At 72.8% G+C, this 17,188-nt stretch carries 18 protein-coding genes; 13 read left to right on the top strand and 5 right to left on the bottom strand.

The features are described 5' to 3' along the window. The first annotated feature begins 37 nt into the window (after window positions 1-37). Genes QE401_RS01875 through QE401_RS01845 form a run of 7 tightly spaced genes read left to right on the top strand, consistent with a single transcriptional unit; the run spans window position 38 to window position 5,880 of the window. Window positions 38-1,303: an amino acid ABC transporter substrate-binding protein gene (locus QE401_RS01875; protein ID WP_307136560.1), complete on the top strand. Its 1,266-nt coding sequence runs from the start codon at window positions 38-40 to the stop codon at window positions 1,301-1,303. Continuing rightward, window positions 1,303-2,184, top strand: a complete 882-nt coding sequence (locus tag QE401_RS01870; RefSeq protein WP_307136559.1) for a branched-chain amino acid ABC transporter permease — start codon at window positions 1,303-1,305, stop codon at window positions 2,182-2,184. The genes QE401_RS01875 and QE401_RS01870 overlap by 1 nt, the downstream gene beginning before the upstream one ends. After that, complete coding sequence (locus tag QE401_RS01865) at window positions 2,181-3,170, top strand: branched-chain amino acid ABC transporter permease (RefSeq protein WP_307136558.1); 990 nt, start codon at window positions 2,181-2,183, stop codon at window positions 3,168-3,170. Before QE401_RS01870 ends, QE401_RS01865 begins: the two co-directional genes overlap by 4 nt. Beyond that, window positions 3,167-3,880 (top strand): ABC transporter ATP-binding protein, encoded by a 714-nt coding sequence (locus tag QE401_RS01860; RefSeq protein ID WP_307136557.1) that lies wholly within the window; start codon window positions 3,167-3,169, stop codon window positions 3,878-3,880. Before QE401_RS01865 ends, QE401_RS01860 begins: the two co-directional genes overlap by 4 nt. Continuing rightward, window positions 3,870-4,601 (top strand): ABC transporter ATP-binding protein, encoded by a 732-nt coding sequence (locus tag QE401_RS01855; protein ID WP_307136556.1) that lies wholly within the window; start codon window positions 3,870-3,872, stop codon window positions 4,599-4,601. Before QE401_RS01860 ends, QE401_RS01855 begins: the two co-directional genes overlap by 11 nt. Before the next feature lie 2 nt (window positions 4,602-4,603). Next, on the top strand, window positions 4,604-5,494 hold the full coding sequence (locus tag QE401_RS01850) for an NAD(P)-dependent oxidoreductase (RefSeq protein ID WP_307136555.1): 891 nt from the start codon (window positions 4,604-4,606) through the stop codon (window positions 5,492-5,494). A gap of 11 nt (window positions 5,495-5,505) precedes the next feature. Then, entirely contained in the window at window positions 5,506-5,880 is a 375-nt protein-coding gene (locus QE401_RS01845; protein WP_307136554.1) for a nuclear transport factor 2 family protein, read from the top strand. 10 nt (window positions 5,881-5,890) lie between these two features. Here the strand turns inward: QE401_RS01845 and QE401_RS01840 are convergent, their stop codons facing one another. Further along, a complete protein-coding gene (locus QE401_RS01840) occupies window positions 5,891-6,304 on the bottom strand; it encodes a MerR family transcriptional regulator (protein ID WP_307136553.1) in 414 nt (137 codons plus the stop codon). Window positions 6,305-6,400: 96 nt separating this feature from the next. Between QE401_RS01840 and QE401_RS01835 the strand changes: the two genes are divergently transcribed. After that, entirely contained in the window at window positions 6,401-8,581 is a 2,181-nt protein-coding gene (locus tag QE401_RS01835) for a heavy metal translocating P-type ATPase (protein ID WP_307136552.1), read from the top strand. 41 nt (window positions 8,582-8,622) lie between these two features. On the opposite strand, the gene QE401_RS01830 is transcribed toward QE401_RS01835, so the two are convergent. Beyond that, window positions 8,623-9,555, bottom strand: a complete 933-nt coding sequence (locus QE401_RS01830) for a MarR family winged helix-turn-helix transcriptional regulator (protein WP_307136551.1) — start codon at window positions 9,553-9,555, stop codon at window positions 8,623-8,625. A gap of 185 nt (window positions 9,556-9,740) precedes the next feature. Here QE401_RS01830 and QE401_RS01825 point away from each other — a divergent pair, with 185 nt between their 5' ends. From QE401_RS01825 to QE401_RS01815, 3 genes are all read left to right on the top strand, one after another. Further along, complete coding sequence (locus tag QE401_RS01825) at window positions 9,741-10,331, top strand: HD domain-containing protein (protein ID WP_307136550.1); 591 nt, start codon at window positions 9,741-9,743, stop codon at window positions 10,329-10,331. Between the two features lie 89 nt (window positions 10,332-10,420). Next, window positions 10,421-11,845 (top strand): M20 family metallopeptidase, encoded by a 1,425-nt coding sequence (locus QE401_RS01820; protein ID WP_307136549.1) that lies wholly within the window; start codon window positions 10,421-10,423, stop codon window positions 11,843-11,845. Window positions 11,846-11,970: 125 nt separating this feature from the next. Further along, window positions 11,971-12,327 carry a PRC-barrel domain-containing protein gene (locus QE401_RS01815; RefSeq protein WP_307136548.1) on the top strand — a complete coding sequence of 119 codons (357 nt, stop codon included), beginning with the start codon at window positions 11,971-11,973 and terminating at the stop codon, window positions 12,325-12,327. A 75-nt stretch (window positions 12,328-12,402) separates the two neighbouring features. Here the strand turns inward: QE401_RS01815 and QE401_RS01810 are convergent, their stop codons facing one another. The 3 genes from QE401_RS01810 to QE401_RS01800 all read right to left on the bottom strand — a co-directional run bounded on the left by QE401_RS01810 (window position 12,403) and on the right by QE401_RS01800 (window position 14,792). Then, the gene (locus QE401_RS01810; RefSeq protein ID WP_307136547.1) at window positions 12,403-12,903 is read right to left on the bottom strand and encodes a GAF domain-containing protein; all 501 of its coding nucleotides are present in this window, start codon (window positions 12,901-12,903) and stop codon (window positions 12,403-12,405) included. Between the two features lie 2 nt (window positions 12,904-12,905). Next, window positions 12,906-13,910: a Bug family tripartite tricarboxylate transporter substrate binding protein gene (locus tag QE401_RS01805; protein WP_307136546.1), complete on the bottom strand. Its 1,005-nt coding sequence runs from the start codon at window positions 13,908-13,910 to the stop codon at window positions 12,906-12,908. A gap of 156 nt (window positions 13,911-14,066) precedes the next feature. Beyond that, window positions 14,067-14,792 carry a FadR/GntR family transcriptional regulator gene (locus tag QE401_RS01800; RefSeq protein ID WP_307136545.1) on the bottom strand — a complete coding sequence of 242 codons (726 nt, stop codon included), beginning with the start codon at window positions 14,790-14,792 and terminating at the stop codon, window positions 14,067-14,069. A 126-nt stretch (window positions 14,793-14,918) separates the two neighbouring features. Between QE401_RS01800 and QE401_RS01795 the strand changes: the two genes are divergently transcribed. Both QE401_RS01795 and QE401_RS01790 read left to right on the top strand, forming a co-directional pair. Then, on the top strand, window positions 14,919-16,697 hold the full coding sequence (locus QE401_RS01795; protein ID WP_307136544.1) for a gamma-glutamyltransferase family protein: 1,779 nt from the start codon (window positions 14,919-14,921) through the stop codon (window positions 16,695-16,697). Between the two features lie 117 nt (window positions 16,698-16,814). Beyond that, entirely contained in the window at window positions 16,815-17,183 is a 369-nt protein-coding gene (locus QE401_RS01790; RefSeq protein WP_307136543.1) for a hypothetical protein, read from the top strand. The last annotated feature ends 5 nt before the right edge of the window (window positions 17,184-17,188 follow it).

Raw genomic sequence — 17,188 nt, 5'->3', positions numbered from 1 at the left:
GGGCAGAGAACCCCGGCCGCAACAGGAGGATGGGTTCATGCAGGGTTTGAGCAGGCGCGGCCTCGGCCGCGCGGCGCTGGCGGCGGCCATCACCGTGCCCGCCATGGCCAGGGCGCAGACGGCGCCCTCCGGGCCGCCGATCCGCATCGGCTATTCGATGTCGCTCTCCGGCGGGCTGGCCGGCAATGGCCGCCCGGCGCTGCTGGCGCACCGCATCTGGGCCGAGGAGGTGAACCGCAAGGGCGGGCTGCTCGGCCGGCCCGTCGAGCTGGTGCATTATGACGACCAGTCGACCGGCGCGCAGGTGCCGGGCATCTACACCAAGCTGCTCGATGTCGACAAGGTCGACCTGGTGATTTCCGGCTATGCTACGGCGATCATCGCGCCGGCCATGCCGGTGGTGATGCAGCGGCAAATGGCCTTCGTCTCGCTGTTCGGCACCGGCGTGAATGCCGATTTCAAGTATGACCGCTATTTCTCCATCAACCCCGCCGGTTCGCGGGTGAAGGAGACATTTGCAAAAGGCTTCTTCGACATCGCCATGGCGATGGATCCGAAGCCACGCAGCGTCGCCATCGTCAATCTCGACAGCGATTTCCACCAGCGCACCGCGGAAAGCGCCCGGCACCTGGCGCGGGAACACCGGCTGCGCGTGGTCTATGACCGCGCCTATCCGCCCAGCACGGTGGATTTCACGCCGATCCTGCGCGCCGTGCAGGCGGCGCGGCCGGATGTGGTGTTCGTGGGTTCCTACCCGCCGGACAGCGCCGGGCTGCTGCGCGCCGCCAATGAGCTGCGGGTGAATTTTTCCCTGTTCGGCGGGCCGATGATCGGGCCGCATATCACCGCGCAGAAGCTGCAGCTGGGGCCGATCCTGAACAATCTGGTGGTCTGGGATGTCTACGCGCCCGAGCCCACCGTGCAGTTCCCCGGCATGCAGGCGCTGCTGGAGCGCTACCAGCCGCTGGCGGCGCGCGAGAATGCCGATGCGCTGGGCCATTACGTGCCGCCCCTGGCCTATGCGCAGATGCAGGTGCTGGAACAGGCGGTGAGCCGCGTCGGCCGCATCGACCAGGCGGCGCTCGCCGCCGACATGCACGCCAACAGCTTCGACACCGTGATCGGCCCGCTGCGCTTCGACGCCGAGGGCGAATGGGTGGAGGAGCGCAACCTCTACACCCAGTATCAGGGCGTGCAGGGCAATGGCATCGACCAGTTCCGCCGCGCCGGCACCCAGGTGATCCTGGCCCCCGCCCGCTACAAGTCGGGCGAGCTGCGCAAGCCCTACACGGCGGGGCTGTGATGGACCCCGATCTCGCTCTGCTGCTGAACGGCATCGTCTCCGGCCTGCTGCTGGGCGGGCTCTACGCCGCCGCCGCCGCCGGGCTGTCGCTCTCTTTCGGGCTGCTCGATGTCGTCAACATCGCGCATCCCGCCTTCATGGTGCTGGCGGCGCTGCTGGTGGCGCTGCTCTGGGCCTCGACGGGGCTCGACCCGCTGCTGCTGTCCCTGCTGCTGGCGCCGGCCTTCTGGTTCCTGGGGGCGGGGCTGTACAGCGCCTATCACCGCTTCTTTGAACGCCGCGGCGACGAGGCGATCCAGGGCCTGGCCTTCTTCTTCGGGGTGATGTTCATCATCGAGGTCGGGCTGGTGCTGGCGGTCGGGCCGGAGCAGCACTTCGCCGACGCGGCTTACGCGTCCACCACCTGGCGACTGGGCGAGATCGACCTGCCGCTGCGCATGCTGGTGCCGGCGGCGGTGTCGCTGGCGGCGATCGGGCTGCTGGCGCTGTTCCTGCGCCGCAGCTTCATCGGCCGCGCCATCGCCGCCGTGGCGCAGGACCGCGAGGCGCTGCGCCTGCTGGCGATCGACCCGGTGCGCATCAAGCGCATCGCCTTCGGCCTCTCCATCGCCTTCGCCGCCCTGGCGGGCGGCGCGCTGGCCGTGGTGCAGCCGGTCGATGCCTGGTCGGGCCATGTCTTCATCGGCCGCGTCTTCGCCATCGTCATCATGGGCGGGCTGGGCTCGCTCGGCGGCTGCGTCATGGCGGCGCTGGCCTTCGGCGTGGTGGAGAATGTCACCGCCAGCTTCTTCGGCCCCTCCTGGTCGCCGGCCGTCGCCTTTGGCTGCCTGCTGCTGGTGCTGGCCTTCCGGCCGCAGGGCCTGTTCGGGCGCATGGCATGAGCGACACCACCCTCCCCGCCCCGGCCCTGCCCGCGCCGCGCCCGCCGCGCCGCCTCGGCCATGCCGGCTTCTGGCTGGCATCCCTCGCCTTCGGCGCGCTGCTGATCCTGGCGCTCGGCGCGCTGGGCAGCGAATACGCCTATTTCGCCGCCACCTTCGTGCTGCAATATGTCGTGCTGGCCACCGCCTGGAACATCCTGGGCGGCTATGCGGGCTATGTGAATTTCGGTGCCGCCGCCTTCTTCGCCGCCGGCGCCTACACCACGGTCGCCGCCGGCAAGGCGATGGGGCTCGGCCTGCTGCCCTGCATCGGCCTGGCCGCGCTGGTGGGCGGCGCGCTCGGGCTCGGCACCGGGCTTTTGACGCTGCGGCTGCGCGGCGCCTATTTCGCCATCGCCACCCTCTGCCTCTCGGTGGTGCTGCAGACGGCGGTGACCAACTGGAACTATGTCGGCGGCTCGCGCGGCGCCTATGTGCTGCGCCCGCGCGAGGTTCCTTTCGGCTTCGAAAGCTACGGCGCCTTTCTCTGCGCCGTCGCCGTCGTGCTGGCCGTCGCCGCCGTGGCGCTGGCCCGCAGCATCGAGACCTCGCGCCTCGGCCTGGGTTTGGCGGCGCTGCGCGACGATGAGGCGGCGGCGGAGGCGGCCGGCGTGCCGACGCTGCGCCTCAAGCTGATCGCCACCAGCATCAGCGGCGCGATGATGGCGGTGGCCGGCGCGCCCCTGCCCTATCTCGGCTCCTATGTCGAGCCGAACTCGGCCTTCGGCCTGGCCTATGCGGTGAACGCCATCGCCATGCCGCTGATCGGCGGCACGGCGAGCTGGGCGGGGCCGCTGATCGGCGCGGTGCTGCTGGCCTCGCTGCAGCAGGCGGCAACCGTGACCATCTCCTCCGCCGTCAACCTGATGATCGTCGGCGTGGTGCTGGTGCTCTTCGTCTGCTTGGCGCCGCACGGCATCATCGGCCTGTTCCGGAGGCGCGCATGAGCGAGATCATCCTGCGCGCCGAAGGTGTCGGCAAACGCTTCGGCGGCTTCACCGCGCTCTCCGGCATCGACCTGACGGTGCGCAAGGGCGAGCGGCTCGGACTGATCGGGCCGAATGGCTCGGGCAAGAGCACCTTCACCAACTGCCTGGCCGGTGTCTTCGCCAGCCATGACGGCGCCTTCACCTTCCAGGGTCAGCCACTCAAAGGAATGTCGTCGCATCAGCGGGCGCGGCGCGGCCTGGCGCGCAGCTTCCAGCTGCCGCGCCCCTTTCGCGGCCTGACGGTGCTGGAGAATATCCGCGTGCCGCTCGCCTATGGTGGCCGCGGCCAGGCGGATGATGCGGCGGCCATGGCCTGCCTGGAACAGGTGGAGCTGGCCGGCAAGGCGCATCGCCGCCCCGCGGAGCTGACCCAGGTGGAGCTGCGCCGGCTGGAGCTGGCCCGCGCGACCGCGCTGCGGCCGGAGCTGCTGATCGCCGATGAGGCGATGGCCGGGCTGTCGCACACCGAGGTGGACCAGATCCTGGCGCTGCTGTTCCGGCTGAACGAGGGCGGCACCACCATTATCATGATCGAGCATGTGATGCGCGCGGTCACCGAATTCTCCCAGCGCCTGGCGGTGCTGGTGGCCGGCAGGCTGGTGGCCGAGGGCGAACCGGCCGAGGTGCTGGCCCTGCCCGAAGTGGAGGAGGCCTATCTTGGGCGCTGAACTCAGGATCGAAGGGCTCGATGCCGGCTATGGCGCAGTGCGGGTGCTGGAGGATGTGGGGCTGGAGGTGCGCGCCGGCGAGACCGTCGCGCTGCTCGGCACCAATGGCAATGGCAAGACCACGCTGATGCGCTGCATCCTCGGCCTGCTGAAGCCGAGCCGCGGGCGCATCCTCGCCAGCATCGACGGGCAGACCACCGATCTGGTCGGCCTCTCGCCGGAGGCGATCGTCGATCTCGGCATCGCCATGGTGCCGGAGGGGCGGCGGCTCTTCCCGCGCCTCTCGGTCGAGGAGAATCTGCTGCTCGGCGCCTATCGCCGCGCCGCGCGCGCCGCCATCCCGCGGCATCTGGAATTCTGCTACGAGGCCTTCCCGCGCCTGCGCGAGCGAAGGCACCAGCCGGTCGGCAGCATGAGCGGCGGCGAGCAGCAGATGGTGGCGCTCGGCCGCGCGGTGATGTGCGCGCCGCGCATCCTGCTGGTGGACGAGCCCTCGGTCGGGCTGGCGCCGATCCTGGTGGCCCGCACCATCGAGAAGATCGCCGAGCTGAAGGAGAAGCTCGGCCTGACCGTGCTGATGGCCGAGCAGAATTTCCACCAGGCCATCCGCATCGCCGAGCGCGGCTATGTGCTGGTGCATGGCCGGGTGGAATTCCAGGGCGACAGCCCGGCGGCGCTGGGCGACAGCGCGCTGGTGCGCAAATTCTATCTGGGGCTGTAGCCATGACCACGCTTTCAGGCTGGCGGCTGGGCTGGATCGGCATCGGCCGCATGGGCACGCCGCTGTCGCGCCGGCTGCTGCGGGCGGGCGCCACGCTCTGGGTCACCGATGCCGACCCGGCGCGCTGCGCGCCGCTGGCGCTGGAGGGCGCGCAGGTGGCGCCCGACGCGGCCGCCCTGGCCAGCGAAGTCCAAGTGCTGCTGAGCATGGTGCCGGATGATGCCGCGCTGCGCGCCGTGGTGCGCGCGGCGGCGCCGGCGCTGCGGCCGGGGCAGGTGCTGGTCGATCTCAGCACCGTCTCCCCCGCCGCCTCGGCCGAGGTGGCGGCGATCCTCGCGCCGCTCGGCGTCGCCTATCTGCGCTGCCCGGTCTCCGGCAGCACGGCGACGGCCGAGGCGGGCGCGCTGACCCTGTTCCTCTCCGGCCCCGAGGCCGAGGCGGCGCGGCTGCAGCCGGTGCTCGCCGTGCTGGGGCGGGAGGTGCTGCGCTGCGGCGCGGCGGAGGAGGCGCGCGCCACCAAGCTGATGGTCAATCTGCTGGTGGCGCTGACCCCTGCCATCATCGGCGAGGCGCTGGCCTTTGGCGGCCGGCTCGGCCTGACGCGGGAGGCGATGCTGGCGGCGCTGGCGCAGAGCGTCGCCGGCTCGCCTTTGCTGGCCTACAAGGTCGAGATGCTGAAGGCGCGGGATTGGACGCCCTCCGCCGATATCGACCTGCTGGCCAAGGATGTCGATCTGGCGCTGGAGGTCGGCCGCCGCGCCGGCGCGCCGATGCCGCTCTCGGCGCTGGCCCGGCAATTCGCCGCCGCCTATCAGGCCAGCGGCGAGGGCGGGCTGGATTTCTTCCGCGTCGCCACCTGGCCCGAGCGGCTGATGGCCGCCAACGCTCCATGAAGGATCACCCGATGCAGGACGATATCCGCGCGCTGGAGGCGGCGCGCTACGCCGCCATGCTGGCGGGCGATCTGGACGCGCTGGCGGCGCTGCTCTCACCCCGCCTGGTCTATGCGCATTCGGATGCGACGCAGGACACGCGGGAGAGCTATCTGGAGAGCCTGCGCAGCGGCGCCCTCGCCTATCGCAGCATCCGCTTCGAGACGCACCACCTGCTGCCGGCCGGGGATGGCGCCGTCGTGGCGCTGGGCAGCATGCGCGCCGACATCACCCGCCATGGCGCGGAGCGCAGCATCGCCAGCCTCAGCTGCGCCGTCTGGGCGCGGGAGGGCGGCGCCTGGCAGCTGCTGGCCTACCAGCCCACCGCCCTGCCGAAGAAGGGCTGAGGGCGGCGCCTCAGGCCGCCGCGTCGCCGCGCGGCGACAGCGCCTCGACGATGCGGCATTCGGCGATGGTGCCGCCCTCCCGCCCGCAGAGCAGATTGGCCAGCTCGCCGCGCAGGGCGGTGAGGTCGGCCAGCTTGCGCTCCACCTCGGCCAGGTGCTCGCGCGCGATGTCGTGCACGGCGGCGCAGGAATGGTCGCCATGCCCGGCGAGGTCGAGCAGCGCCCGCACCTGCTCCAGCGAGAAGCCGAGGTCGCGCGCCCGGCGGATGAAGCTCAGCCGCGCCAGCTGCGCCTCGCCATAGGCGCGGTAATTGCCTTCGGTGCGGGAAGGCGGCGGCAGCAGCCCGACCCGCTCATACCAGCGGATGGTCTCCACCTTGGTGTTGGTGGCGCGGGCGAGCGCGCCGATCGACAGATGCGCCATGGGGCTTGACCCTGTAGTGACTACAGACCCTATCTGGGACGGCGAGCCTCCCCCGGCAAGCCTGGCCGGGCGGGGGGCGAGCCGAAGGAGGCCGCCATGGCCGAGACCGAGACCCGCACCGCAGACGGCGCCACGGCGCCCGCCGGCACCGCGCTGCGCTACCGCGTGGCGGGCATGGATTGCCCCTCCTGCGCCGGCAAGGTGGAGACCGCGCTCTCCCGCCTGCCGGGCACCGCCGAGGTGCGCATCAACTTCCAGACCCAGATCCTGGCCTTCCGCCTGGACGAGGCGGCGACGCCCCGCGCCGAGGTGGAATCCCGCATCCGCGCCCTGGGCTATGGCATGGAGGAGGATGCGGCGCCGCGCGTGGCCGGCGCCCTGCCGGCCGAGGCCGAGGCGGAAACCCCGCTCTGGCGGCGCGCCCTGGCCGAGCCCAAGGCGCGGCTGGCGCTGCTGCTGGGCGGGCTGGTCGGGCTCGGCTTCCTGGCCGGTGCCCTGTGGCCGCGGCTGGAGGGCGCGGCCTGGTGGCCGGCGGCGCTGGTCGGCCTGGCCTATTTCGGCCGCAAGGCCATCGCGCTGGCCCGCGCCGGCAGCCCCTTCAGCATCGAGATGCTGATGTCGATCGCGACGCTGGGCGCGCTGGCGATCGGCGCCGCCTCCGAGGCGGCGATGGTCGTCTTTCTGTTCACCATCGGCGAGCTGCTGGAAGGGGTTGCCGCCGGCCGGGCGCGGGCCGGCATCCAGGCCCTGGCCGGCCTGGTGCCACGCCATGCGCTGAAGCTGGAGGGCGGCGTCGCCAGCCCCGTGCCCGCCGCCAGCCTGGCGCCGGGCGACCTGGTGCTGGTGCGCCCGGGCGACCGCATCCCGGCCGATGGCGAAGTGGTGGAGGGCCATTCCGAGGTCGATGAAAGCCCGGTCACCGGGGAATCCATCCCCATCGCCAAGGCGGCGGGCGATGCGGTCTTCGCCGGCAGCGTCAACGCCTCCGGCGCGCTGCAGCTGCGGGTGACCCGCGCGGCGGCCGACAACACCATCGCCCGCATCATCCGCCTGGTGGAGGAGGCGCAGGAGGCCAAGGCGCCCACCGCCCGCTTCATCGAGCGCTTCGCCGCCTGGTACACCCCGGCCGCCGTGGTCGTGGCGGCGCTGGTGGTGGTGCTCCCGCCGCTGCTGGCCGGCGGCGACTGGGGCACCTGGCTGTATCGCGGCCTGGCGCTGCTGCTGGTGGCCTGCCCCTGCGCCCTGGTGCTCTCCACCCCCGCCGCCATCGCCTCCGGCCTCGCCGCCGGCACGCGGCGCGGGCTGCTGGTGAAGGGCGGCGGCGCGCTGGAGATGATCGGCCGGGTGCGCAGCATCGCCTTCGACAAGACCGGCACGCTGACCGAGGGCCGCCCCCGCGTCACCGACACCCTGCCGATCACGGGGCCGGAGCGGGTGCTGCTGGCGCTGGCCGCCTCGGCGGAGAGCGCCTCCTCCCACCCGCTGGCGCGCGCCATCCAGGAGCGCGCGGCGGAGGAAGGCATGCCGCTGCGCCCGACCCGCGACGCCCGCGCCTTGCCCGGCCGCGGCGTGGAGGCGGTGGTGGGCGGCAAGGCGGTCGCCGTCAGCGCCCCGCACCATGCCGAGAGCCTGGCGCCGCTGCCCGAGGCGGCGCGCCAGGCGGTGGCCGAGTGGGAGGCGGAGGGAAAGACCGTCGTCGTCGTCACCGTCGAGGGCGCGCATGCCGGGCTGATCGCGCTGCGCGACGAGCCGCGCGAGGATGCGGCGGAGGGCATCGCGGCGCTGCGCCGCCTGGGCCTGACGCCGGTGATGCTGACCGGCGACAATCCGCGCACCGGCGCCGCCATCGCCGAACGCCTCGGGCTGGAGGTCAAGGCCGGGCTGCTGCCCGCCGACAAGCAGCGCGAGATCGCCTCCCTCGCCGCCGCCGGCCCCGTCGCCATGGTGGGGGATGGCATCAATGACGCGCCGGCGCTGGCCGCGGCCTCGGTCGGCATCGCCATGGGCGGCGGCACCGATGTGGCGCTGGAGACCGCCGATGCGGCGCTGCTGAACAGCCGGGTGCGCGACCTCGCGGCGCTGGTCGGGCTGTCGCGCGCCACGCTCGCCAATATCCGGCAGAATGTTGCCATCGCCCTCGGGCTGAAGGCGGTGTTCCTGGTCACCACGGTGACGGGCGTGACCGGGCTGTGGCCGGCGGTGCTGGCCGATACGGGGGCCACCGTGCTGGTGACGCTGAACGCGCTGCGCCTGCTGCGCCATCGCGGCGAGGCGTGAGGCCGGGCGGGGAGGAGCCCCTCCCCGCCCCCGGCGGGCCGTCACGGCGTCCGGCGGATGAAGCGCTGCTCCAGGACCTCGCTGCCCCATTGCGCGCCGGGCCGCTCCTCGGCCAGCACGAAGCCGAAATCCTCATAGAGATGCCGCGCCGCGACGAGGCCGCCAAAGGTCCAGAGCTCGGTCTCCCCGAAGCCCTGCGCATCGACGAAGCCCAGCGCCGCCTGCAGCAGCCGGCGCCCGACCCCGCCGCCGCGCAGCCCGTCCTCGACGATGAACCAGCGCAGATGCGCCCGGCCCTGCCCCAGATCCTCGCCATCGATGGCCACCGAGCCGAGGATCTTTTCCTGTTGCACCGCCATCCAGATGCCGTTGCGCGGCGAGCCCAGCCGGTTGCAGAACTCCGCCAGCCCGCCGGCGACGACGCTTTCGAAGCGCTGCCGGAACCCCGCGACCCGCGCATAGTACCGGGCGTGCATGCGCGTGACCTGGGCGATCAGGCCCGTCCGGTATCCCTGCACGATCTCGACCGGCTGTGGCGGCGCGGCCTGCCCCAGCGCCGCGGTGTAGAGGCGCAGCCCGTCCAGCACCGTGCCGGCCTGGTCCGGCCGCAGCCGGCCCAGCGCGCCCGACACCTGCGCCTGGGCAAAGGCATGGATCTCCGCCACACGCGCCTGGCCGTCCGGCGTCAGCGACAGGCGCTTGACCCGCCCATCGCCCTCATCCCGCCCCTCCTGCACCAGGCGCAGCGTGACCAGCTTGCGCAGCATGCGGCTGACGCTGGATTTCTCCAGCCGGAGCCGCTCGCCCAGCGCGCGCGCGGTGACGCCGCCCGTCTCGATCTCGATCAGCGCATGCACGGCGGAGGGCGGCAGGGCGGTGCCGGCGAAGCTCGCGCCGGTGAAGCCCAGGGCCCGCACCAGCTCGCGCGAGGCGGTGCGGATGGGCTCGACCATCGGGGAGGGGGCATGCGGCATCGGTGCGGCGCCATAAGGTTGTATGATGCAACCATACCCCTGCCCGCCGCCCACCTGTCAACGGCCCCGCCGGTGGCCGTGCCGGGGCGCTCAACGCGCCGCGCCGGCTGCGCTATCCTGGCCAGCACTGAAGCCGGCCGGGAAGGACGCACCCTCCCCGCCCTTTTCTGTCCGGGTCACACATCATGGATGATCGCGAAATCGAAGGCGTGCTCGACTTCCTGCGCGGCGCGGAGCAGCTGAAGGAAACGCTGCGCAGCGCGCATGGCGCGCGTGGCCGCCCGGAAAGCACCGCCGAGCACAGCTGGCGCCTGGCGCTGATGGCCATGGTGCTGGCGCGCGGGCTGGCCCCGGTCGACCTGCTGCGCGTGCTGAAGCTCTGCCTGGTGCATGATCTGGGCGAGGCGCTGCATGGCGACATCCCGGCGCCGCAGCAATCCCCCGGCGGCAAGGCGGAGGCGGAGCGGCGCGACCTGGCCATCCTCGCCGCGCCCCTGCCGCCGGCCGAGCGCGCCGAGATCCTGGCGCTGTGGGAGGAATACGAGGCCGGCACAACGCGCGAGGCGATGCTGGTCAAGGGCCTCGACAAGCTGGAGACGCTGCTGCAGCACAGCCAGGGCCTGAACCCGCCGGATTTCGACTATGGCTTCAACCTGGATTACGGCCGTGCCCGCACGGATGCCGATCCGCTGCTGGCGCGGCTGCGCGCGTTGCTCGATGCCGCGACGCGCGCCCGCATGACGGACCCCCCGCCCCTGGCCAGCCCCCCGGCATAGGCCTATGACAAAAACATCGCCCCGGCGGACTCGCGCGCATGCGCGGCAGGCCGGTGGCGACTGGATTGTCACTCAGCCGGGATGCCCCGATGCAGAACGCCCCCGAGATCTGGCGCCATGTCGATGCCAAGGCGCCGGAGATGATCGCCCTCTCCGACCGCGTCTGGGACATGCCGGAGCCGCTCTACACCGAGTTCCGCTCCGCCGCCGAGCATGTGGCGGAGCTGGAGCGCCAGGGCTTCCGCGTGCAGCAGGGTGTCGCCGGCATCCCCACCGCGCTGCTGGCCGAGGCCGGCGAGGGTGGGCCGGTGATCGCCATCCTCGGCGAATATGACGCGCTGCCCGGGCTGAGCCAGGAGGCCGGCATCGCCGAGCCGAAGCCGGTCGAGAAGCACAATGGTTTCGGCCATGGCTGCGGCCACAATCTGCTCGGCGCCGGCGCCATGCTGGCGGCGACCGCGGTGAAGAACTGGCTGGCCGAGAAGGGCATCGCCGGCCGTGTGCGCTATTATGGCTGCCCGGCCGAGGAAGGCGGCGCCGCCAAGGCCTTCATGGCCCGCGCCGGCCTCTTCGCCGATGCCGATCTCGCCATCACCTGGCATCCCGGCCATTTCGCCGAGGTGATGCCGGCCGCCTCGCTGGCCAACACGCGCATCGACTTCACCTTCACCGGCCGCTCCAGCCACGCCGCCGCGGCGCCGCATCTGGGGCGTTCGGCGCTGGACGCCGTCGAGCTGATGAATGTCGGCGTCAACTACATGCGCGAGCATATGGAGAGCGGCGCGCGCGTGCATTACGCCTATCTCGATGCCGGCGGCATCGCGCCGAATGTCGTGCAGGGCCGCGCCAAGGTGCGCTACGCGGTGCGCCATCCGGATCTGCGCGGCATGGCGGCGCTGGTCGAGCGCGTCAAGAAGATCGCCCAGGGCGCGGCGCTGATGACCGAGACCGAGGTCGAGATCAAGGTGCTCAGCGCGGTCGCCAATCTGCTGCCGAACGAGCCGCTGGAAGCCGCCATGCAGGCGGAGCTGGAGCGCCTCGGCCCGCCGGAATTCGACGCGGCCGACCGCGCCTATGCGCAGCAGATCCGCGACACGCTGCGGCCCGAGGATCTGCAGGCCGCCTTCTCCGCCGCCGGCCTGCCCTATGCGGCGGACACGCCGCTCTGCGACCAGGTGGTGCCGCGCGGCACGCCGCGCGTGCTGGCGCTGGGTTCGACCGATGTCGGCGACGTCTCCTGGGTGCTGCCGACGGTGCAGGCCTCCGGCGCCACGGCGGCGATCGGCACGCCCTTCCATTCCTGGCAGCTGACGGCGCAGGGCAAGAGCCCGCACGCGCATAAGGGCATGGTGCATGTCGCCAAGGTGATGGCGGCGACGGCCGCCGCCGCGCTGCAGCAGCCGGAGCTGATCGCGGCGGCCAAGGCGGATCTGGCCCGGCGCCTGGGCGGCCAGCCTTATGAATGCCCGATCCCGGCCGAGGCCGGGCCGCCGCTCGACATGGCCAAGGGCTGAGGCCGCGGGCGGCGGGCGGCGCGCCGATCGCCGCCGGCCGCGCAGCGCCGAGGCAACGCCTGGCGCCTCTCCGTGTTGTCCCGGCAGGCCCGCAAGGGCCGCCCGCAACACATGAGGAAAAGCCGATGCGCAACCCCCTGATCCTGGCCGGCACCGCCCTGATGCTGATGTCCGCCCCGGTGCTGGCCCAGGCGCCGACGCAGATCGAGGCCAATCAGCGCAGCGTGAAGGCCATCACCGACCGCGATGTCTACAGCTCGGACAATGTCGAGATCGGCGAGATCGAGGATGTGGTGCTGGATGCGCAGGGCCGCGCCGTGCTGGCGATCATCGAGGTCGAGGGCCGGCTCGGCCTGCGCGAGAAGTATGTCGCCGTGCCCTATGACCAGGTCCGCGTGCCCGCCGCCCGCAATGAGCGCGTGACGGTGCCGATGACCGAGGCGCAGATCAAGGCGCTGCCGGGCTTCCGCTACAACGACTGAGCCGCCGCGAGGCCGGCACTGGCCCGGGGAGCGCGCGCTCCCCGGGCTTTTTTGCGCGCCCCGTAGCGAAAGCCCTCAGGCCGCCCAGGCGGCGCTGCCCATCAGCGCCAGGGCCTGCGCCGCGGCGCGGCGGGCGGGCGGCACCTCCGCCTCCCGCCACAGGAAGTTCAGCGTGCCGAGGCAGCGCCCGCCGAGCCGGATCGGCAAATTCAGCACCGAGCGCAGGCCGAGGCTGAGGATCAGCGGATGGTCGTCGAAGGCCTGGCGGATCGCCGCCTCCCCCTCGCCCAGGAAGGGCCGCCCCTCCAGCAGCACCTGCCGCCCCCACTCGGTGTCGCGCTTCGGCTTGCTGCCGCCCGGCGGGTAGGCGGCCGGGTCGGAGCTGTAGAGCCGCTGCACCGTCATCGCCGCGGCGTCGAAGCGCATGGCGGTGCAGAGCGCGTGGTCAAGCCGCGGCCGCGCGAGCGCTTCCAGCGCGCGCAGCGCCGCCTCGGGCTGGCCGGGGGCGGCGAGCGCCGCCTCCAGGCGTTCCAGTTCGAGGGCGGTGAAATCCGCCCGGGCGGAGCTGGCGGGCACGCTCAGTCCGCGGTGATGCCGAGCTGGCGGATCAGCCCGCCCCAGCGCGCGGCGTCCTGGCGCAGCGTGGTGGCGAATTCCGCCGGGCTGGCATTGACCACCTCGACGCCGATCTCGGCCATGCGGGTCTTCACCGCCGGCAGCATCAGCACGCGGTTGATCTCGGTGTTCAGCCGCGCCACCAGCGCCGGGTCCATGCCGGCCGGGCCGAAGGCGCCGTACCACACCGCCATGACGGCGCCGGGCAGCGTCTCGGCCAGCGTCGGCACCTCGGGCAGCAGGGCGCTGCGCTGCGCCTCGGTCACCGCCAGCAGGCGCAGCTTGCCCTCGCGCACCGGGCCGAAGGTCTGGGTGCCGGCGCTGAACAGCAGCTGGGTCTGGCCGGCGATGGTGTCGAGCACCGCCGGCGCGCCGCCGCGATAGGGCACATGCACCATCTCGATGCCGGCGAGCTGGGCGAACATCGCGGCGCAGAGATGGTTGGTCGAGCCGACGCCGGCCGAGGCATAGGTGATCTTGCCCGGATTGGCCTTCGCATAGGCGATGAACTCGGCCACGTTGCGCGCCGGCACCGAGGGGTGGATCACCATGGTGTTGGTGACATAGGCCAGCAGCGCGATCGGCGAGAAGGCGTCGACGCCGTGGAACGGCATGCTGGTGAACAGCGCGTCGTTCATCGCATGCGTGCTCATCGAGCCGAAAAGCAGCGTGTAGCCATCCGGGTTGGCGCGCGCGACCGCGGCCGAGCCGATATTGCCCGAGGCGCCGGAGCGGTTCTCCACCACCACGGTCTGGCCGATGGCGCCGCGCAGATGCTCGGCCACGATGCGGGCCAGGATGTCGGTGGAGCCGCCGGGCGCCCAGGGCACGATGATGGTCACCGGGCGGTCGGGCCAGCCCGTCCCCGGCCCCGTCCCCGGCGCGGTCTGCGCGGCGGCGGGCAGGATGGGCAGCGCGGCGAGGCCCGGCAGCAGCCCCAGCGCGGCGCGGCGGGAAATCTCGGTCATGGTCGGCCTTCTTCGGATCGATGGAGAGGCGTGGCGGCGTTGTTCTTGGCCGGCCTCCGGCGGCCGGCGGGTCTCGGAAGCGGGGTGGCCGGGCCGGCGCCGCGCCGCCCCCTGCCCCTCAGGGGCCGGGCGGGGCGCGCGGCGGGATGCGGCGGTTCAGGCGGCCGGGCGTTCCGGATCCTCGGCCGGCAGGGCGGTGGCGCCGGACCAGCCATGGCCGGCGCGCAGCGCCTCCCGCACCATGGCGGAGATGGATTGCAGATGGTCCCACATCGCCGCATGCGCCTCGGCCGGGTCGCGGCCGGCGATGGCTTCCTGGATGCGGCGATGCTCGGCCACCGAGCGGCGGCGGATCGCCTCGGTCGCCGCATTGGCGCGCAGCCGGCCCCATTCGGCGCGGGCGCGGCAGGCCTGCAGCTGGTCGAACAGGCCGAGCAGCAGCGGGTTCTGCGCCGCCTGCGCCACGGCGCGGTGGAAGGCGGCGTCCCAGCGGCCCCAGCTCTGCAGGTCGACCGTCTCGGCGCCGCGGCGCACCGCCTGCTCGATGGCGGCCAGGTGCTCGGAGCGCGCCTTGGTGGCGGCGAGGCCGGCCAGCTGCGGCTCCAGCGCCAGCCGCGCCTCCATGATGTCGGTGGGCGGCGAGGCCGGCAGGGCGCGCGCCGGCTCCTCCGGCGGGCGGGGGCCGAGGAAGGTGCCCTGGCCGATGCCGCGCCAGATCCGCCCTTCCAGCTCCAGCCGGGACAGCGCCTCGCGCAGCGCCCGGCGGCTGATGCCGAGGCGGGAGGAGAGCTCGCGTTCCGGCGCCAGCCGGGCGCCGTCCGGCAGCTCCAGTCCCGCAAGATGGGTGCGCAGGGCGCGCAGCGCGTCATCGCCTTTGCTCATGGGACCATGATACGAAGGTTTGGCGACAGCGGAAGCACCCTTCTGCCGCTTTGCAGCAAAAAATGCCCGGCCTAGGATAGGCGGCCAAGGACCAATCCCTTTTGGTTCCAAGACCGGGAAAGCCGCATGTTCACCACCCGCCCCGAGATCCGCGGCCGCTTCGGCGCCGTCGCCAGCACCCATTGGATCGCCAGCGCCGTCGGCATGGGGGTGCTGGAACGCGGCGGCAACGCCTTCGACGCCGCGGTGGCCACCGGCTTCGCGCTGCAGATCGTCGAGCCGCATCTGAACGGACCGGGCGGCGAGGTGCCGATCATCCTGCAGCGGCCCGGCCAGGCGCCGCAGGTGATCTGCGGCCAGGGCGGCTATCCGATGGCGGCCACGCCGGAGCGCTTCGCGGCGCTGGGCCTGCGCCAGGTGCCGGGCACCGGGCTGCTGCCCTCCGTCGTGCCCGGCGCCTTCGACGCCTGGATGCTGCTGCTGCGCGACCACGGCACCTGGCACCCGGCGCAGGTGCTGGAGGCCGCCATCGACTATGCCGAGAACGGCTTCCCGGTGCTGCCGCGCGTCGCCTCCTCGATCCTGGCGGCGGAGAGTTTCTTCAAGGCGGAATGGCCGAGCTCGGCCGAGGCCTGGCTGCCCGGCGGGCAGGTGCCGCGGCCGCGCAGCCTGTTGCGCAGCCCCGCCATCGCCGCCACCTATCGCCGCATCCTGGCCGAGGCGGAGGCCGCCGGGTCGGACCGCATCCGCCAGATCGAGGCGGCGCGCGACGCCTTCTACCGCGGCTTCGTGGCCGAGGCGGTGGACCGCTTCTACCGCTCGGCGGAGCTGATGGATTCGACCGGCCGCCGCAATGGCGGGCTGCTGACCGGCGACGATCTGGCGCGCTACCAGGCGCGCTACGAGCCGACCGTCAGCCGCGACTATCACGGCGTCACCGTGCACAAGACCGGCCCCTGGGGCCAGGGCCCGGTGCTGCTGCAGGCGCTCTCCATCCTGGAGGGCATCGACCTCGCGTCGATGGACCCCTCCGGCGAGCGCTTCATCCACACCGTGGTCGAGGCGATGAAGCTCGCCTATGCCGATCGCGAGGTGTTCTACGGCGACCCCGACGTGGTCGATGTGCCGCTGGCGACGCTGCTCTCGGCCGAGCATGGCGCGGCGCGGCGCAAGCTGATCGGCGAGGCCGCCTCGGCCGCGCTGCGGCCCAGCGAGCTGCCGGGGGCTGCCGAGCGCATGGCGCGGGTGCTGGCCATGGCCGGCGCCGAAACCCCGGTGGGCCTCGGCCATGGCGAGCCGACCTTCGCGCCGCTGCCGGTCGAATGGGGCGACACGGTGCATCTCGACGTGGTGGATCGCTGGGGCAACATGGTCTCGGCGACGCCCTCGGGCGGCTGGTTGCAGAGCTCGCCCGCCGTGCCGGGGCTCGGCTTCTCGATCAGCACGCGCGGCCAGATGGGCTGGCTGGAGCCGGGCCACCCCTCCACCGTGGTGGCCGGGGCGCGGCCGCGCACCACGCTGACGCCCACCCTGGTGACGCGCGATGGCGAGGGCTGGCTGGCCATGGGCACGCCGGGCGGCGACCAGCAGGACCAGTGGACGCTCGCCGTGCTGCTGCGCCATCTGCATCACGGGCTGGATCTGCAGGCGGCGATCGACCTGCCGCTCTTCACCAGCCAGCATTTCCCGCAATCCTTCTATCCGCGCAGCCTCGCGCCCAACCGGCTGCTGGTGGAGGAGCGGATCGGCACCGCCGCCATCGCCGGGCTGCTGAAGCGCGGGCACGAGCTGCGCATCGAGCCGCCCTGGTCGCTGGGCCGGGTCTGCGCCGCCGGCCGGCGCGACGGCATGATCGTCGCCGCCGCCACGCCGCGGCTGATGCAGGCCTACGCCGTCGGGCGGTGAAGCGGCCCGCCCCCGCGCGCCGCCCCACCCGCCCTGTGCAGAAACTTTGTGCTGCGGCGCGCGGGGCGCTATGCCGGGGGCCACGACCCCGCCCCACCCCCTCGGCAGGAGGACAGGATGTCCGGCTACGCCCCTTCCCACCAGGACGACCTGGACGAGGCCGAAGGCCCCTCGCCGCTCTGGCGCGCCGTGCGCCTGGCCGTCTGGGCGGTGGTCAGCTTCGCGCTGACCTTCGTCGAGCTGGTCGCCGAATGGGTGGCGCCGCTGCTGCTGCTGGGCGGCCTCGCCTGGTATGCGGTGGTGAAGGTGGTGGGCACGCTGCATCTGGAGCCCGAGATCCAGCAATTCCTGCATTACGTGCCGAGCCAGCTGCTGGTCGCCGGCACTGTCTGGACGCCGGTCGGGCTGATCACCCAGGGCATCACCCTGCTGGCCATCGTCGCCGGCTGCCGCACCCTGAACCGGCTGATCTCGCGCGAGGTCTGAGCGCG

This window comes from Pseudoroseomonas cervicalis (assembly GCF_030818485.1).
GTDB lineage: Bacteria > Pseudomonadota > Alphaproteobacteria > Acetobacterales > Acetobacteraceae > Pseudoroseomonas > Pseudoroseomonas cervicalis_A.
The sequence above is the reverse complement of the archived record's forward strand: the minus strand, read 5'-3'. Positions and strand labels throughout refer to the sequence as shown.

Coding starts and splice junctions, on each gene's coding strand:
- QE401_RS01875 (WP_307136560.1), top strand. CDS start 38: ATGCAGGGTTTGAGCAGGCGCGGCCTCGGCCGCGCGGCGCTGGCGGCG.
- QE401_RS01870 (WP_307136559.1), top strand. CDS start 1,303: ATGGACCCCGATCTCGCTCTGCTGCTGAACGGCATCGTCTCCGGCCTG.
- QE401_RS01865 (WP_307136558.1), top strand. CDS start 2,181: ATGAGCGACACCACCCTCCCCGCCCCGGCCCTGCCCGCGCCGCGCCCG.
- QE401_RS01860 (WP_307136557.1), top strand. CDS start 3,167: ATGAGCGAGATCATCCTGCGCGCCGAAGGTGTCGGCAAACGCTTCGGC.
- QE401_RS01850 (WP_307136555.1), top strand. CDS start 4,604: ATGACCACGCTTTCAGGCTGGCGGCTGGGCTGGATCGGCATCGGCCGC.
- QE401_RS01845 (WP_307136554.1), top strand. CDS start 5,506: ATGCAGGACGATATCCGCGCGCTGGAGGCGGCGCGCTACGCCGCCATG.
- QE401_RS01840 (WP_307136553.1), bottom strand. CDS start 6,304: ATGGCGCATCTGTCGATCGGCGCGCTCGCCCGCGCCACCAACACCAAG.
- QE401_RS01835 (WP_307136552.1), top strand. CDS start 6,401: ATGGCCGAGACCGAGACCCGCACCGCAGACGGCGCCACGGCGCCCGCC.
- QE401_RS01830 (WP_307136551.1), bottom strand. CDS start 9,555: ATGCCGCATGCCCCCTCCCCGATGGTCGAGCCCATCCGCACCGCCTCG.
- QE401_RS01825 (WP_307136550.1), top strand. CDS start 9,741: ATGGATGATCGCGAAATCGAAGGCGTGCTCGACTTCCTGCGCGGCGCG.
- QE401_RS01820 (WP_307136549.1), top strand. CDS start 10,421: ATGCAGAACGCCCCCGAGATCTGGCGCCATGTCGATGCCAAGGCGCCG.
- QE401_RS01815 (WP_307136548.1), top strand. CDS start 11,971: ATGCGCAACCCCCTGATCCTGGCCGGCACCGCCCTGATGCTGATGTCC.
- QE401_RS01805 (WP_307136546.1), bottom strand. CDS start 13,910: ATGACCGAGATTTCCCGCCGCGCCGCGCTGGGGCTGCTGCCGGGCCTC.
- QE401_RS01800 (WP_307136545.1), bottom strand. CDS start 14,792: ATGAGCAAAGGCGATGACGCGCTGCGCGCCCTGCGCACCCATCTTGCG.
- QE401_RS01795 (WP_307136544.1), top strand. CDS start 14,919: ATGTTCACCACCCGCCCCGAGATCCGCGGCCGCTTCGGCGCCGTCGCC.
- QE401_RS01790 (WP_307136543.1), top strand. CDS start 16,815: ATGTCCGGCTACGCCCCTTCCCACCAGGACGACCTGGACGAGGCCGAA.